This is a genomic window from Salinicola sp. JS01, assembly GCF_030284585.1.
GTDB lineage: Bacteria > Pseudomonadota > Gammaproteobacteria > Pseudomonadales > Halomonadaceae > Salinicola.
This window is the reverse complement of sequence record NZ_CP127244.1, coordinates 2,708,029-2,724,286: the sequence shown is the minus strand read 5'-3', so window position 1 is coordinate 2,724,286 and position 16,258 is coordinate 2,708,029. Positions and strand designations below refer to the sequence as shown.

General features: G+C 67.5%; 15 protein-coding genes. 1 reads left to right on the top strand and 14 read right to left on the bottom strand.

All coding sequences use genetic code 11. From position 1 onward, the window contains the following. Positions 1 to 69 precede the first annotated feature (69 nt). From hisS to QO259_RS12430, 10 genes are all read right to left on the bottom strand, one after another. A complete protein-coding gene (gene hisS / locus QO259_RS12475; protein ID WP_285950201.1) occupies positions 70 to 1,359 on the bottom strand; it encodes a histidine--tRNA ligase in 1,290 nt (429 codons plus the stop codon). Between the two features lie 76 nt (positions 1,360 to 1,435). Then, entirely contained in the window at positions 1,436 to 2,551 is a 1,116-nt protein-coding gene (ispG, locus tag QO259_RS12470) for a flavodoxin-dependent (E)-4-hydroxy-3-methylbut-2-enyl-diphosphate synthase (RefSeq protein ID WP_106419729.1), read from the bottom strand. Positions 2,552 to 2,559: 8 nt separating this feature from the next. Continuing rightward, positions 2,560 to 3,630 carry a RodZ domain-containing protein gene (locus tag QO259_RS12465; protein WP_285950200.1) on the bottom strand — a complete coding sequence of 357 codons (1,071 nt, stop codon included), beginning with the start codon at positions 3,628 to 3,630 and terminating at the stop codon, positions 2,560 to 2,562. Positions 3,631 to 3,667: 37 nt separating this feature from the next. Next, complete coding sequence (gene pilW, locus QO259_RS12460) at positions 3,668 to 4,405, bottom strand: type IV pilus biogenesis/stability protein PilW (protein ID WP_285950199.1); 738 nt, start codon at positions 4,403 to 4,405, stop codon at positions 3,668 to 3,670. Positions 4,406 to 4,565: 160 nt separating this feature from the next. Next, positions 4,566 to 5,699 (bottom strand): dual-specificity RNA methyltransferase RlmN, encoded by a 1,134-nt coding sequence (gene rlmN, locus QO259_RS12455; RefSeq protein ID WP_035469849.1) that lies wholly within the window; start codon positions 5,697 to 5,699, stop codon positions 4,566 to 4,568. A gap of 82 nt (positions 5,700 to 5,781) precedes the next feature. Next, entirely contained in the window at positions 5,782 to 6,210 is a 429-nt protein-coding gene (gene ndk / locus QO259_RS12450) for a nucleoside-diphosphate kinase (protein ID WP_035469851.1), read from the bottom strand. A 246-nt stretch (positions 6,211 to 6,456) separates the two neighbouring features. Then, on the bottom strand, positions 6,457 to 6,783 hold the full coding sequence (locus tag QO259_RS12445; protein ID WP_035469853.1) for a HesB/IscA family protein: 327 nt from the start codon (positions 6,781 to 6,783) through the stop codon (positions 6,457 to 6,459). 26 nt (positions 6,784 to 6,809) lie between these two features. Beyond that, a complete protein-coding gene (locus tag QO259_RS12440; protein WP_285950198.1) occupies positions 6,810 to 7,997 on the bottom strand; it encodes an aminotransferase class V-fold PLP-dependent enzyme in 1,188 nt (395 codons plus the stop codon). A 112-nt stretch (positions 7,998 to 8,109) separates the two neighbouring features. After that, a complete protein-coding gene (gene iscR / locus QO259_RS12435) occupies positions 8,110 to 8,595 on the bottom strand; it encodes a Fe-S cluster assembly transcriptional regulator IscR (RefSeq protein ID WP_051895539.1) in 486 nt (161 codons plus the stop codon). Positions 8,596 to 8,716: 121 nt separating this feature from the next. Continuing rightward, complete coding sequence (locus QO259_RS12430; RefSeq protein WP_285952771.1) at positions 8,717 to 9,511, bottom strand: RNA methyltransferase; 795 nt, start codon at positions 9,509 to 9,511, stop codon at positions 8,717 to 8,719. 246 nt (positions 9,512 to 9,757) lie between these two features. Here QO259_RS12430 and QO259_RS12425 point away from each other — a divergent pair, with 246 nt between their 5' ends. Next, positions 9,758 to 10,552, top strand: coding sequence for an inositol monophosphatase family protein (locus QO259_RS12425; protein ID WP_035469855.1), 795 nt, complete (start codon positions 9,758 to 9,760; stop codon positions 10,550 to 10,552). 167 nt (positions 10,553 to 10,719) lie between these two features. Here the strand turns inward: QO259_RS12425 and QO259_RS12420 are convergent, their stop codons facing one another. The 4 genes from QO259_RS12420 to QO259_RS12405 form a co-directional block, all read right to left on the bottom strand. After that, entirely contained in the window at positions 10,720 to 12,561 is a 1,842-nt protein-coding gene (locus QO259_RS12420) for an autotransporter domain-containing protein (protein ID WP_285950197.1), read from the bottom strand. 157 nt (positions 12,562 to 12,718) lie between these two features. Further along, positions 12,719 to 14,164: an aldehyde dehydrogenase family protein gene (locus QO259_RS12415; RefSeq protein WP_285950196.1), complete on the bottom strand. Its 1,446-nt coding sequence runs from the start codon at positions 14,162 to 14,164 to the stop codon at positions 12,719 to 12,721. A gap of 8 nt (positions 14,165 to 14,172) precedes the next feature. Further along, entirely contained in the window at positions 14,173 to 14,916 is a 744-nt protein-coding gene (locus tag QO259_RS12410; RefSeq protein WP_285950195.1) for an MBL fold metallo-hydrolase, read from the bottom strand. Next, the gene (locus QO259_RS12405; protein ID WP_285950194.1) at positions 14,913 to 16,250 is read right to left on the bottom strand and encodes a purine-cytosine permease family protein; all 1,338 of its coding nucleotides are present in this window, start codon (positions 16,248 to 16,250) and stop codon (positions 14,913 to 14,915) included. The genes QO259_RS12410 and QO259_RS12405 overlap by 4 nt, the downstream gene beginning before the upstream one ends. Between the last annotated feature and the right edge of the window lie 8 nt (positions 16,251 to 16,258).

The window sequence follows — 16,258 nt, the reverse complement described above, 5'->3', positions numbered from 1 at the left end:
CTTACACTGTGTGACTCGGCGCCCGCTCAATCAGGCGCGCTATCGATGCCGTCTGGGCTTTTCCTGGCATCACGCCTCGCCGACGATGTGCTCGGCGAGCCAGGCGATGGCCGCGTCCTGGTCCAGGGTCCGCTGCTCGCCGTCATCGCGCAGCGGCTTGAGGGTCAGACGGCCGTTGGCGATCTCGTCCTCGCCCAGGATCAGCGCGACCCGGGCGCCGCTGCGGTCGGCGCGCCGGATCTGGCTCTTGAAGCTGCCGCCGCCGCAGTGTACCTGAAGGCGCAGCCCCGGCAGAGTGTCGCGCAGGCGCTCGCCCAGCAGCAGCGCCTGGCGCTCGGCGCCGTCGCCCATCGCCAGCAGGTAGGCGTCGACACCGCCCATGGCTTCGTCGGGGATCAGGTCAAGGGTCTCCAGCAGCAGCATCAGGCGTTCGAGCCCGATGGCGAAGCCCACCGCCGGCACGGCCTTGCCGCCGAGCTGCTCGACCAATCCATCGTAGCGGCCGCCGCCACACACCGTGCCCTGGCTGCCCAGCGCCGTGGTGGTCCACTCGAACACGGTGCGCGAGTAGTAGTCGAGCCCGCGCACCAGGCGCGGATTGAGACGGTAGCCGATACCGGCGGCGTCCAGGGTCGCCTTGAGCTGCTCGAAGTGCTCGCGCGACTCGTCGTCGAGATGATCGAAGAGCTGCGGGGCACCGGCGAGCATCTCGGCCATGTCCGGGTTCTTGGAGTCGAGAATGCGCAGCGGGTTGCTGGTCAGGCGCCGCTGCGAGTCTTCGTCGAGCACCTCGCGATGGGCCTCGAAGTAGGCCACCAGGGCCTCGCGGTAGCGCGCCCGGGCCTCGGGCGAGCCCAGCGAGTTGAGTTCGAGGGTGACGTGCTCGGACATGCCCAGCTGGCGCCACAGACGCGCCGAGAGCAGGATGATCTCGGCGTCGATATCCGGCCCGGTCATGCCGTAGGCTTCGATACCGATCTGGTGGAACTGGCGATAGCGCCCCTTCTGCGGCCGCTCGTAGCGGAACATCGGGCCCATGTACCAGAGCCGCTGGGTCTGGTTGTGCAGAAGGCCGTGCTCCATCGCCGCGCGCACCACCGCCGCGGTGTTCTCCGGGCGCAGGGTCAGGCTCTCGCCGTTGCGGTCGTCGAAGGTGTACATCTCCTTCTCGACCACGTCGGTGGCTTCGCCGATCGAGCGCGCGAACAGACCGGTCTGCTCGACGATCGGGGTACGAATCTCGCGGTAGTCGTAACGCGCCACCAGCGCGCGCAACTGGCGTTCCAGGTACTGCCACGCGGGCGACTGATCCGGCAGTAGATCGTTCATGCCGCGGATGGCTTGTATCTTGTTGCTCAACTGACACTCCTGCCTAAAGCAAAGCGCCGCGGACTCCCGGCCCGCCGGCGCTGGATGGTTCTTCGAGAGAAAGGGTTCAGGCCCCGCGGGCGATCACGGCCTCGTCGCGCGCTTCCTTCTCCTTGGCCTTGGCCCGGATCAGCGCTTCGAGATCGTCGACCAGATGGTCGTTGCGCAGCTTGCTCGCCGGCTTGCCGTCGATGTAGACCAGGTTGGCGGGGCTGCCGCCGGTGAGCCCGATATCGCTCTCCTTGGCCTCGCCCGGGCCGTTGACCACGCAGCCGATCACCGAGACGTCGAGCGGGGTCATGATGTCATCGAGGCGCTCCTCGAGGGCATTCATGGTGCCGATCACGTCGAAGTTCTGGCGCGAGCAGCTGGGGCAGGCGATGAAGTTGATGCCCTTGGAGCGCAGCCGCAGGCTCTTGAGCATGTCGTAGCCTACCTTGATCTCCTCCACCGGATCGGCGGCCAGCGAGACCCGGATGGTGTCGCCGATGCCATCCATCAGCAGCATGCCCAGGCCGATCGAGGACTTGACCGTGCCCGAGCGCAGCCCGCCCGCCTCGGTGATACCCAGGTGCAGCGGCTGCTCGATCTGAGTCGCCAACTGGCGGTAGGCGGCCACCGCCATGAACACGTCGCTGGCCTTGACGCTGACCTTGAAGTCGGGGAAGTCGAGCCGGTCGAGGTGATCGATATGGCGCATGGCGGATTCGACCAGCGCTTCCGGCGTCGGTTCGCCGTACTTCTTCTGCAGGTCTTTCTCCAGCGAGCCGGCGTTGACGCCGATACGGATCGGGATGCCGTGATGGCGGGCGGCATCGACCACCGCGCGCACCCGTTCCTCGCGGCCGATGTTGCCGGGGTTGATGCGCAGACAGTCGACGCCCAGCTCGGCCACGCGCAGGGCGATCTTGTAATCGAAGTGGATGTCGGCGACCAGCGGCACGCTGACCCGACGCTTGATCTTGCCGAACGCCTCGGCGGCGTCCATGTCCGGTACCGAGACGCGCACGATATCGGCGCCGGCCACCTGCAGGCGCTCGATCTGTGCGACCGTGGCATCGACATCGAGGGTGTCGGTGTTGGTCATGCTCTGCACGGAGATGGGGGCGCCGCCGCCGACGGCGACGTTGCCGACATGGATCTGACGCGAGAGGCGGCGGGTGATCGGAGAGTGCATGTGCATGGTGCTTCTCAGTCTCCCAGCGTGAAGCGGGCGACGTTGTTGCCGCCGGTGTATTGGCCAAGGTCGACCGTCTGGCCGCGGTAGCGCAGCGAGACACCGCTGGCGTTGCCGATGGTCAGACGGAAGGGCGGTTTGCCGCTGGCAGTCGCCTGACTGCCGGCGGACTGCAGACCGCTGAAGATACGCTTGTCGGTGGCGTCGTAGATCTCGGTCCAAGACTGCTCGTTGAAGGTCAGCGAGAGCGTGTTGACGTCGGCGCTGGGCGTACTCTGGGCGCTCTCGTCACTGGACGCCGCGGCGGTCTCTGCACTCTGGCCCGCAGCGTCTTGATCGCTAGCGCCCTGGGTGTCCGTGCCTCGGGTGTCCGTGCTCTGGGCCTCTGAGCCGGTGCTCGCGCCAGCGGTCTGGGCGCTGGCGGCGACCGACTGCGCCTCACGCTCGTCGGCTGCCGGCGGCGTGCCGTCGCTGGTCGGCGCGGCGCCGGTGTCAGCAGCGGCCGGGGTATCGGCGGCCGTGGGCATCGGCGGCAGCGCGGTATCGCTGTTGGGCGTGAGCTGGGACCCGGCATCGGCGGCCGGCGCAGCGTCACTCGTGCCGTCGAGGGAGTCGACCGCGATCGGGGCGTCGTCGCTGCCACCACCGAACAGATCGTTGCCTTCGCGGCTCTGCCACCACAGCAGGGTGAGCCCGATCAGCCCGACGATCACCAGCAGGGTGAACAGCCTGAAGATCCAGGCGCCGACCCGTGACGGTGGCCGTGTGGTGTTCACCGGCGAGAGTTTGCGCTCGATGTCGGACTGGCCGTGGGCGGCGTTGTAGGCGCTCACCACCTGGCGCTCGTTCATGCCCAGCAGGCGCGCGTAGGCTCGCACGTAGCCGCGGCGATAGGCGGCAATGGGCACCTGCTCGAAGTTGTCCTGCTCTAGCCCTTCGACCACGCTGGGTCGCAGGTTGAGCTGCAGCGCCACCTCGTCGAGGCTGAGTCTCTGGCGTTCACGTTCTGCCCGCAGCATCTCGCCGGCGGACTCGGCGTGGGTGCTGCGCTCGCTCTCTTGCTGCTGTTCGTCGATGGCGCTCATGCGCGAAAATCCTTCTGAATTCTAGGGTCCATGCGCCTCAGGAACCGCCCAGCTGTTGACGGTAGAAGGCCGCCCGCGCCGAATCGCCTTGGGCGCTGGCGATGTCGCTCGCCAGGCGCAGGCTCTCGGGGCTGGTGCCGGCCACGGTGAAGTAACGCTGCAAGCGTTCCCAGGCGCGTTCGTTATTACCCTGCGTATGATCGATGCGTGCCAGGGCGAGCAGGCTGCGCGCGTTGCGCGGATCGATGTCCAGCGCGCGACGATAGCTCGCCTGCGCCGCCTGGGCATCGCCCGTCATGTCCTGACACTGGCCCAGATTCGCGAACAGCTGGGCGCGTTTGGTATAGGTGATGTCGCGGCTGGCCAGCGTCAGCTGCTGGCACGCCTGCGCGTAGCGCTCGCGCTGATAGAGCAGCGCGGCGTAGTTGTTGCGGATACGAGTGGCATCGGGCGCCGCTGCCAGCGCGCGCTCGAAGAAACGCGCGGCGAGGTCGAACTCACGCTGGCGCTGATAGAGCAGTGCCAGACCTTCCAGCGCCTCGGCGTCACGCGCATCAAGAGTGAGCGCGTGTTCCAGCGCCTGCTGGGCGCGTGGCAGATTGTCTTCGGCCAGGTACGCCTTGCCCAGACGGGTGTAGGCGGCGGCCGCGTCGCTCTTGCTCTCGGCGCGCGGCGCATTGGAGGCCACCGGCGTGGCGCAGCCGTTGATCAGGCACGCCAGGCCCACGGCGATAGCGACAGCGCGTACCGGTGGTGGACAGAATTGGCGGCTCATTGACGGCTCTCCCGCAGCTCGGACACGCGTTGCGTGCTGGCCTTGTTCCGAACGGCTGAAAACAAAGCGGTTTTGGGGCTCCCATCAAAGCGCCGCACCGGATCGAAGTCAAGGCGGCGAGGGTGCGATCGGCACCGGATGGGAGCGCAGCGGAACCGATTCAGTCGGCGTCGAGCTGGATCGACTGAATATAGCGTTCGTGGCGCTTGGTCCGATCCTTGACCCGACCGACCAGCTGGCCGCAGGCGGCGTCGATGTCGTCACCACGGGTCGAGCGTACCGGCGCGGTATAGCCCAGGTCGTAGAGCCAGCGCTGGAAGCGCATGACCTGATTGCGCGACGGGGTCTCGTAGCCTGAGTGCGGGAACGGATTGAACGGAATCAGGTTGATCTTGCACGGCAGCTCGTCGAGCAGCTTGGCCAGCTGTTCGGCGTGTGCCTGCTGGTCGTTGACGTCCTTGATCAAGGTGTACTCGATGGTGATGTGGCGGGTGTCGCCGCACTTGTCGAGGTAACGCTTGCAGGCGTCGAGCAGCTTGCGAATGTTGTACTTGCGGTTGAGCGGTACCAGCTCGTTGCGCAGCTCGTCGTTGGCTGCGTGCAGCGAGATCGCCAGGCTCACGTCGAGTTCGTCACCGAGCTTGTCGATCATCGGTACCACGCCGGAGGTGGAGAGCGTGACCCGGCGCTTGGAAAGACCGTAGGCGTTGTCGTCGAGCATCAGCTTCATCGACGGCACTACGTTGTCGTAGTTGAGCAGCGGTTCGCCCATGCCCATCATCACCACGTTGGTGATCGCGCGACGACCGTCGGCAGCGCTCATGCGCCCGCCGGCACGCTGCTGGGCGACCCACACCTGGCCAATGATCTCGGCGCTGGTGAGGTTGCGCTGGAAGCCCTGCTTGCCGGTGGAACAGAAGCTGCAGTCGAGCGAGCAGCCCACCTGGGACGAGACGCATAGGGTGCGGCGCGTGCCGTTGTCGGCGGGGATCAGCACGGTCTCGACGTAGCTGCCGTCCTCGACCTCGAGCACCCATTTGCGGGTGCCATCGCTGGAGGTGCCTTCATAGACCACACCCGGGCCGCGGATCTCGGCGTGTTCGGCCAGGCGTGCACGCAGCGGCTTCGACAGATTGGTCATCGACTCGAAATCGTCGCAGCCTTCCTGGTGGATCCATTTCATGACCTGGGCGGCGCGAAACTTCTTCTCGCCCAGCGAGACGAAGAAGGCTTCCATCTGTTCGCGGGAGAGACCCAGAAGATTGGTACGCGGGGTATCGGTGGCAGCGCTCATGGCAACGGGACCGGCTCGAGAATGGCGGGGTGTCCAGGGGACGTGGGCGACGACCGGCCGCAGCGGCCGGTCGTCTGGCGAATCAGCCGCGCGGGCAGATTTCGCTCTCTTCGAAGAAGTAGCTGATTTCGCGCGCGGCGGATTCGGCGGCGTCGGAGCCGTGCACCGCGTTGGCGTCGATGGAGGTGGCGAAGTCGGCGCGGATGGTGCCCGGCTCGGCTTCTTTCGGGTTGGTGGCACCCATCAGCTCGCGGTTCTTGGCCACGGCGCCTTCACCTTCGAGGACCTGGACCATGACCGGACCGGAAGTCATGAACGCGACCAGGTCGGCGAAGAAACCGCGCTCTTTGTGCTCGGCGTAGAAGCCTTCCGCCTGCGCCTGGGAGAGGTGCAGCATCTTGGCTGCGACGATGCGCAGGCCGGCTTTCTCGAAACGGCTGTAGATGTCGCCGATCGCGTTCTTGGCAACGGCATCGGGCTTGATGATGGACAGCGTGCGCTCGGTAGCCATGAGTTTGGTCTCCTGATCAGTAGAGAAAGGTGGAACCGGCCGCGATGGCGGCCGGGTATCCGGTTGGGATAGATGAAACGACGCGCCACCGGAGTGGCGCGTCGTCGAAAACGGTTTCGGCCAGGCGCTTTCTACCTCGACACGCTGGACTCTGGGAGAAGGGGCCGAAAAATCGCGCCATTGTAGCCTAAGCATCCGGGGGACGCACCCCGACCGCTCTGCGCGATCAGACGCTGAAGCTTTCGTTCACACGCTGAAGCTCTCGCCGCAACCACACTCGTCGGTGACGTTGGGGTTGTTGAAGCGAAAGAAGCGGTTGAGCCCTTCGTTGACGTAGTCGACCTCGGTGCCGTCGAGGATCGCCAGCGCCTCGCGGTCGACCAGCACCTTGACCCCGCGTTCCTCGAAGGCGATCTCGTCGTCGCGCGCTTCGTCGGCGATATCGAGAACGTAGCTGTAGCCGGAGCAGCCGCTCGGCTTGACCGCCACCCGCAGCCCCAGGCCGCTGCCGCGCTCGGCGAGCACGTGGCGGATCTGGTTGGCGGCGGCTTCACTGATGCTGATGCTTTGCATGGCTGTCTCTCCCTGCTCGTGGCGAGTCAATGGCTCGCCTCGCGTTGATGCATGGCGGCACTGGCCGGTCGGCGCAGGCCGTCTAGCGCGCGGCGGATCTCCGCCACGGCGCTGTCTATGTCGTCGGCGCGAGTGAAGCGGCCGAAGCTGAAGCGGATCGATGCCAGCGCCTGGGCGTGGGGCACGCCGATCCCCTTGAGTACATAGGAGGGATCGACGCTGGCCGAGTTGCAGGCCGAGCCGGTGGAGACCGCAAGCCCGCGCAGCGCCATCAGCAGCGACTCGCCGTCGACCCCGTCGAAGGCGAGATTGACGATGTTGGGCACGCTGTGCGCCGCCGGCGAATGGTTGTGGATGCCCGAACAGGGCGCGAGCCCGTCGAGAAAGCGCTGGCGCAGCTCGCGCAGGCGGGCGTCGTCCTGCTCGCGCTCGTCGAGCGCCAGCGCAAAGGCGCTGCCCATGCCCACGATCTGGTGGGTGGGCAGGGTGCCGGAGCGCATGCCGCGCTCATGCCCACCGCCGTGGATCAGTGCCTCCACGCGCAGATTCGGGTCGCGGCGTACGTAGAGCGCGCCGATCCCCTTGGGGCCGTAGGCCTTGTGCGCCGACAGCGACATCAGGTCGACCCCCATGGCGGTGACGTCGAGCGCCAGGCGCCCCGCGGCCTGGGCCGCATCGCTGTGGAAGAAGGCGCCGTGGGCATGGGCGACTTCGGCCAGGGCGGCGATATCGTTAATGCTACCGAGCTCGTTGTTGACCGCCATCAGTGACACCAGCACGGTGTCGTCGCGCATCGCCTCGCGCAGCGCCTGCGGGGTGATCAGGCCCTCGCGGGTCGGGGTCAGCCAGGTGACCTCGAAGCCTTCGGCCTCCAGCGCCTTGGCCGTGTCGACCACCGCCTTGTGCTCGATGGTCGAGGTGATCAGATGGCGGCCGCGGGCGCGGTTGGCGCGCATCAGGCCGGTCAGGGCCAGGTTGTCGGCCTCGGTGGCGCCGGAGGTCCAGACGATCTCGCGCGGGTCGGCGCCGATCAGGTCGGCGACCTGACGGCGGGCCTGTTCCACCGCCTGCTCCGCCAGCCAGCCCGGCATATGGCTGCGCGAAGCGGGGTTGGCATAGACGCCATCGAGCGTCAGATGACGCATCATCTGCTCGACCACGCGGGGGTCGGCAGGGGTGGTGGCGGCATAGTCGAGATAGATAGGAGCGCTCATGGCACGGCGAATCTCTAGGGTCGGTCGAGGGGCGCGACGTTTTTTCACATCGACGCCTGTCTAAAGCAAGGTGCCTCTAAACATAAAGGTGCCTCTAAAACATCATAGCCGCTCAGTGCGACGATACCGTGATCGTCGCCGGATCGTCCTGGCGCGAGGCCGGCGTCTGCCGCTGGCGCTCGGCGATCACCCGCACCTCCTCGCGGCGCACCAGCTCCTGCAGCGTGATGTCGCTGAGAAAGCGCTGGATCTCGTCGGAGAGATCGCACCAGAGATGGTGGGTGATGCACTTGCTGCCCTGCTGGCAGTCGGCCTGGCCGTGGCAGCGGGTGGCGTCCACCGACTCGTTGACGGCGTCGATCACCCCGGCGACCGAGATCGCCTCGGAGGCACGCGCCAGCCGATAGCCGCCGCCCGGGCCGCGCACGCTGGTCACCAGCTGCGCCCGGCGCAGGCGTGCGAACAGCTGCTCGAGATAGGAGAGCGAAATGCCCTGGCGCTTGGAGATGTCGGCCAGACATACCGGTCCCTGATCGGCGTTGAGTGCCAGATCGAGCATGGCGGTGACGGCGTAGCGGCCCTTGGTGGTCAAACGCATCGGCGGAGTCGGCGGTCGCTGCAAAGATGCCGGCATTATGGAAAACCCGAGTAGAACGGTCAACCATTCCCCGCGGCGCCGCATCGCCCCGGCATCTATCGTGTTGAGGCCGCCGGCCTGCTCATTCGCTGTCGCGATTTGGAGATGGCGCGATCTCGCGCAAGCGCTTGTCCATGGTGCCGAGGATGCCGCGCAGGATGTTCATCTCCATGCTGTCGAGATGCGCGCGCAGGAACAGCCGGCGCAGGCGGGCCATGAGCTGGCGCGGGTTGTCCGGGTCGTGGAACTCCAGCGTGGTCAGGGTGCGCTCCAGATGGGCGAAGAAGCGCTCCATGTCGGCGTGGCTGGCCGGCGGGTTGTCCCAGGCCACGCCGAACGGCTGGGCGCTTTCGTCATCCGCGTCCGGGGCCGGCTCGCTGGCGCTGAGCCACGCCTGGCGGCACTCGTAGGCCAGTACCTGCACCGCCGCGGCGAGGTTGAGCGAGCTGAAGTCAGGGTTGGTGGGGATGTGCACGTGGCGATGGCAGCGCTGCAGTTCGGCATTGGTGAGCCCGGTATCCTCGCGGCCGAACACCAGCGCGACCCGGCTCTGGCGCGGGGCCAGCGCCGTGGGCAGGCTCTCCGCCAGGGCGCGCGGGCCGATCAGCGGCCAGGGGAGATGGCGTGAGCGCGCGCTGGCGCCCACCACCAGGGTGCAGTCGGCGACCGCCTCCTCGAGCTGGTCATGGACGCGGGCACTTTCCACCAGCGCGTTGGCGCCGGAGGCGCGGGAGTAGGCCTCGCGATCCTGGGGGTCGCAGCGCGGCGCCACCAGCGCCAGGTCGTCGAGCCCCATGTTGCGCATGGCGCGGGCGGCCCCGCCGATATTGCCGGGGTGGCTGGTGCCGATCAAAACGATACGAATACGGTCGAGCATGCTGGAGGTATCGAACGTTGGTGTGTCGAACATGGGTGTGTCGGACATGGGTCTGTCGAGCCTGGGGGTGTCGAGTAGCGGGAGACCGAGCCCAGGGCTGGCGAGCATGAGCGCGTCGGCCATCGGGCGCAAAACGGGAAAACGCGTAGTCTATCATGCCCGTGCTCTGTTAGACTCTGCCGCGCTCTTTAACAGCTTTCGATCCCGCTCTCGATACCGTTCTCGATAGATACCAAGGCCAGATCCATGCATCCGATGGTTCAATTCGCGCTGCGTGCCGCACGTAGCGCCGCTGAACAGTTCGTTCGCATCCGCGACCGTCTCGAAGTCAGCCACGATGAGCAGGCCACCTCCGGTCTGCTGCAAGACACCGCGCGTAACGCCGAAACGCTGATCGTGCATCAGCTCTCCCGCGGTTATCCCAAACACGGCGTGTCCGGACGCTTCACCCCTTACCGCGAAGGCAAGGGCGAGGAGCGCGACACCGTATGGCACATCGAGCCCTTTCACGGCGAGTCCAATCTCGGCGTGGGCAGCCGCCAGTTCGCGATCTCGATGGTGTGTCTGGTCAAGGGTCGCCCCGAGCATGCGGTGATCGTTGCGCCGTTCAGCGATGACGAGTTCCTGATCAGCCGCGGTCGCGGTGCCCAGGGCAACGGCAAGCGCCTGCGCGTCTCCAAGACGGTCGGCGTGCCCGGGGCGCGTCTCGCGCTCTCCTGGCCCAGTGAAGAGTACCGCTCGCGCTGGCTGCCCCAGTATCTGACCGTAGTCGAGCGTCTCGGGCCGCAGATCGATACGCTGATCGGCAGCGGCTGTGCGCTGCTCGACCTGCTCGAGTTCGCCGCCGGACGTACCGATGCGGCCTTCGTGCTCGGTCTCGAGGAGCAGGATCACTGGGTCGGCTCGCTGCTGCTCAAGGAAGCCGGGGCGCTCTCCGGTGCCATCGACGGCTCGCCCAGCGTGGAAGTGGGCGGCACCCTGATGGCTGCCGGCCCGCGCCTCTACAAGGCGCTGGCCCAGCAGCTGAAAGCGAGCGTCTGACGCCTCGGGCGTCACGCCCACAGCGAGTCAAGCGCTGCTGAAACAAAGACACCCCGCCGGTTTCGCCGGCGGGGTGTCTTTGTTTGTAGCTCGTGTTTATGGCTTGGGCTGCTGAAGGGCGGCCTGCGCCGTGCGGGAACGGGGCGCCGGAGAGAGCGCCCCGGCGCTCAGATACGCTTGCCCAGATTCACGAACAGCGTGCTGGTGCGCGCATTGTCGGGATCGACGCTGGCACCGACCTGGGTATCGACGCCCCAGAGCGTGGCACGCGCACCGAGGTTGACCTCGACATAGTCACGATCGAAGGTGAGCTTGGGCACGTGATACTCGCCCAACTGCGGCAGGCTCTGCAGGCTCGCCGCGACCCCTTCGCTCTTTTCGAACTCGTGGTTGTAGGTGAGCTGCAGGTAGGGGTTGAGCGTCGGCCCGTGGCGGCGGATCTGCCAGCCGACCCGGCCCACCAGCGAGTCGATGTCCTGATCGGGATAGCTCAGCGAGGTCGACGCCTGGCCCTCTTCGTCATAGCCATCGAGCTTGACCCGCTGCCAGGTCACCCCGGCGATCGGCCCGGTGCGCACGTCGCCCTCGGGAATCGCGAAGGCGCGGAACTCGTAACCGGCGTTGAGCGCGGCACTCAGATTGCTGCCGTCCGGCGAGCCGCGGTGGTGGCGGGTCGCGCTGCCCAGCTGCACTTCGCGGTCGATGTCGTAGTCGAGCCAGCTGTAGCTCAACTGGGCGTTGACCCAGGCGTTCTCGGCATACCAGCCGGAGAAGAGACCGAGGGTGGTGTCCTTGCGCTGGAAGTCGCCGCGGCCGTCGCCGAAGTCGGCATCCTGATCGCCATAGCCGACGAACCCGCCGAGTACCAGCCCGTCTTGATACCAGTCCATCCCGAACAGCCCCGCCGGCATGCTGGCGTCATACAGATCGCCGGAGTCGAGCTGCTGATGCTCGGCGCGCAGATCGCCCCACCAGCGCAGGCCGTTGGCTAGCGGCACCGCATTAAGATGCTCGGCGACCCGGTTGGCCCGCGAGCGCCCGCTGAGCACCGCCGAGTGGGTCAGCAACTGCTGCTGCTGCGGGGCTTCGAGCAGCGAGATCACGTACTCGCCGATGATCCGATGAGTGGCGGTGGTGGGGTGAACGTCGTCGGCGAACACATAGGTTTCGTCGGCGCCGGGCGCGACCAGGGTATTGGGCGTGCACAGCGGCAGCGTCTGGGTACAGGCGCGGTCGGTGACATTGGTGAAGCCGTAGGCGCTGGGCTCGGCGACCACCTCCTGCAGCAGACTGAAGGTATCCACCGGGATCACCTCGGCGCCACTGGCGGCCACCGCGGCGTAGAGCGCGCTGTTGTACTGGCTCGCCAATGCGGTGGCAGTCGCGCTGGTGACGGGGTCGCCGTTGAAGCGCGGCGTCAGGCCGAAGTCGGGAATGTTGAACAGCAGCACATGGCGCGCGCCGGCGCCTTCCAGCGTGGCGAGAATGCCGGCGGTGCCGGTGACCGCCGTGGTGATGGTGCTCTGGGCGTCGGCGCCGCCGGCCACCGCGAACAGATCGTTGGCGCCGCCCCAGACGGCGTAGAGGGCATCGCCATCGGCCACGCCGCCGGTGCTGGCCAGATAGGTCGCGACCTGCTCGCTGAGGGCGGGTGCGGCGCCGAACGGGGTCGCGGCCGGCGTGGTCACCCGGGCGCCGCCGACGGCATAGTCGTTGCCGCCGACATTGCTGGGCTGAGCGTTGCTGGCGTAGTGGCCGGCGACCCTCTCGGCCCACACCGGCCCGGGGTTGGTGGTGAAACGGCCGATGAACGCCTGCTGGCTCGGCGTCAGCGAGAGCGCGCTGCCGATGGCGCCACGGTAGTAGCCGCTGTCGCTCAGGCTGTCGCCGAAGAAGACGGTATCGTCGAAGGTGTCATGGAAGCTGGAGACGGCCAGCGCCGGGAGCGGCAGGGCGCTAGCCCCGACGATCACCCCCAGCGCCAGTTGCCGAGAGCGCGGCATTGGCATGGTGTCGATCCCTTGTGAGCTGTTGTCATGGCTCGTCGGGTTACCTGCTGGCCGTGGCAAACGGGGCAACGAGCGGTCCTCAAACGAGCGTTTACGTTATGACACAGCGCCGCCGCCGCGGCTGTAAGAGAAAGGTCGCATGTCCGTTGGCCGACGCTCACGCCGGGCCGATCAGATGCTTGATTTCCAGGTATCCAGACAGCCCCCATGGCCCTAGCTCGCGGCCGATGCCGCTGCGCCCGAAGCCGCCCCAGCCGGCCTCGGGCAGCACCAGCTGCTCGCTGTTGAACCACACGCTGCCGGCGCGCAGCGCCCGGCCGACCCGCCGGGCGCGCTCGGCGTCGCCACTGATCACCGTGGCGGCAAGGCCGAACTCGCAGGCGTTGGCCAGGGCGATCGCTTCGGCGTCGTCGGCCACGCTGCGTGCGCACAGCACCGGGCCGAAGATCTCCTCGCGCCACAGCCGGCTGGTCAGCGGCACATCGCGATACAGGGTCGGGGCGACGAACTCGCCCTGGGCCGGCAGCTCGCGATGGCGTGCGTCACGCACCGCGTCGAGCCCTTCCGCTTTGGCGATGGCGAGATAGCCCTCGACGGCGTCGCGCTGGCGGGCGCTGGTCATCGGCCCCATGTCGGTGTCCTCGGCCAGTGGGTCGCCCAGGCGGATGGCGTCGATGCGCCGGGCGAGGGCGGCGTAGAGCGCCTCGGCCAGGCTGTGATGCACCAGCAGGCGCGAGGTCGCCGAGCAGATCTGGCCACTGTTGAAGAAGATCCCCGCCATCACCCAGTCGGCGGCGCTGTCGATATCGGCGTCGTCGAGCACCAGGATCGGTGACTTGCCGCCGAGCTCCAGCGAGACCCCGCGGCTGCCGCTGGCGGCGGCGCGCATCACCGCTTCGCCCACCGCGTTGCTGCCGGTGAAGGAGAGCTTGTCGACCCCGGGGTGCGCGCTCAGCGGTGCGCCGATGCCCGCGCCATCGCCGAGCAGCAGATTGAACACCCCGGCGGGCAGGCCGATTTCGACGGCGATCTCTGCCAGTGCCAGCTCCGGCAGCGGCACGACTTCGGAGGGCTTGAACACCAGCGTGCAGCCGGCGGCGAGCGCCGGCGCGATCTTCCAGGCGCTGGTCACCAGGGGGAAGTTCCAGGGGGTGATCAGGCCCGCCACGCCGGCGGGGTCTTCGTAGATGCGCGCCTCGATGCCGTCCAGGGCGTGCTCGACGCATCGGCCCTGACGGCTTTCCAGGGCGCGGGCCTGATCGGCGTAGTAGCGATAGCAGGCGATGGCGTCGTCCATGTCGATATCGGTCTCCGCCAGCGCCTTGCCGTTGTTGGTGGCGGACAGGCGCATCAGCGTCTCGCGACGTCGCTCGAGGGCGTCGGCGAAGGCCTCCAGATAGCCGGCGCGGCGTTCACCCCCGAGAGCCTGCCAGGCGGGCAGCGCGCGGCGTGCCGCGGCCACTGCCGCGTCGACGTCGCTGGCATCCCCGGCGGTTATTTCGGCGAGCCGTGTCTGGCGATAAGGATCGATGACCGGCAGGCGCCGTTCGCCCTGCGAGGCGACCCAGCGGTTGTCGATGAACTGATGGTCGAGTCTTTGCATGGTCGTCCTCAACGGTCGTGGTCGCGTAGCCAGGCATCGATCAGGGCGTGGCAGCGCTGCCCCGAGAAGCTAGGAAAGTGGCCGCCGTGGACACTGCGTACCGGCAGTGCACGCAGCCGTCGCAGGCTGGCGGCGTAGTCGTCGAGATCGCTGTGGTAGGCGTCCTCGATCAGCTCGCCGTCGTAGAGGATGTCGCCGGCGATCAGGGTCGCGCTGGCCGCCTCCCACAGCGCGATCCCCCCGGGCGAGTGGCCGGGGGTGTGGATCACCTCGAAGCGGCGGTCGCCGAGATCGATCATGTCGCCATCCTCGAGGGTCCGGAGCGCCGGCGGCGCCGGGATGCGGTAGCCGCTGTGGGCATAGGGCAGCGGTGGCAGGGTGTCGAACATGGCGTCGTCGAGAAAGCGCGCGGCCAGCGTGCGCGCGTTGTCCGGGTCGGAGAGGATATCGGCCTCGGCGGCGTGCACGTGGCAGCAGTCGAACTCGTGGGCGCTGCCGATATGGTCGAAATGGGTGTGGCTGGCCACGGCGACGATATCGCGCTCGCTGAGCAGGGCGACCCGCTCGCGCAGCGGCACCGCGCCCAGGCCGAAGTCGACCACCAGATCGCGGTCGCGACCGCGTACGTGCCAGATGTTGCAGCGGTAGAACGGTTTGATGCCGGGCTCGTCGATCAGCGTGATGGCATCGGCGAGGGGCTGCAGCCGATACCAGCTCGCGGCATCGCCGCGGGGCAGGGAAAAACCGCTCATGACGCGGACTCCTCGACGGCGGCCTGCGAGCGCGGCCGGGTCAGCAGCAGCGCGCCCAACCAGTAGAGCGCGCCGGTGATCACGAACACCGGCAGCGAGGCGCCGAACGCCAGCGGCGAGACCAGCGACCAGTAGGCGGCGAGGGCGGCGCCGATCAGATAGGCGCCGATCGCTACCGCCGCGGTGGGCCGCCCCAGCTGGTGTTTGGCGGTCAGCAACTCGCGGCCGTAGCCGTCGCGCCCGACCAGGTAGTAGTCGACGATCATCACCGAGAAGGCGGGGATGAACAGCGCGCCGATCAGCAGCAGGAAGTTCTGGAACTGGTCCAGAATGCCCGGAATCAGCGCGCCGAACACCGTCACCACGCCGATCACCAGCGCCGGCTTCCAGAACGCCATGCCGGGGGCGACGTTCATGCACGAAAGTGTGGCGCTGTAGACCGCCATGACGTTGGTGGTCATCACCGAGAAGAAGATCACCAGCGCCGCGGGCAGCCCGAAGCCGAAGCCGGAGAGCAGCCGCGTCGGATCGTAGGTCTGGGTCATGCCGTTGAGCACCGAGAGCCCGGACACCGCGGCACCCAGCCCCATCGCCAGCAGCGCCGCCAGCACGTAGCCGACATAGGTGCCCCACACCGCAATGGCGCCGCTCTTGCAGTTGCGGTTGTAGTCCGCCGAGGAGGAGATCCAGGAGAAGGCGGTGGCAATCACGATATCGAAGGCGATGCCGAGGGTGATGCCGTTGCGCGCCTCGACCGGCATCGTCAGCAGCGCGCCGATGTCGTAGTGGCGGTTGAGTTGGTAAAGCACCACCGCCGCCAGCCCGACCATGGCCACCGCCGCCCAGCGTTCGACCCGCTCGATGCCCAGATGGCCGCGCAGCACGATCAGTACCACCACGCTTTCGCACAGGATGGTCATCAGCGCCAGGTTGGAGTAGCCGGTGGTTGCCTGGATCGCGTAGTCCAGACTCATCCCGGCGAGCAGCGCCTGGATCCAGCTCCAGGCGATCAGCACGCCCATGTTGACCAGCGAGATCAGCCGGCTGCCCAGCGGGCCATAGGCGCGCCGGGTCAGCGCCATCGATGGCAGCCCGGTGCGCTGGCCCATCAGCCCCACCAGCAACAGCGGCACGGCGCCGATCAGCGAGCCCACCAGCACGCTGCCCATGGCGGTGGTGAAGGGTAGATCCGGCACCAGCAGCATGCCGGTGAGAATGGTGGTGACGACGACGTTGGCACCCAGCCACAGGGCGACGGTGCCAAAGGCGCCGAGACTCTTGTGCTGATGCTCGTCGAGCGTGTCCTGCCCGAGCAGGCGGTCGAAGAAAGCCATGTTGAGAT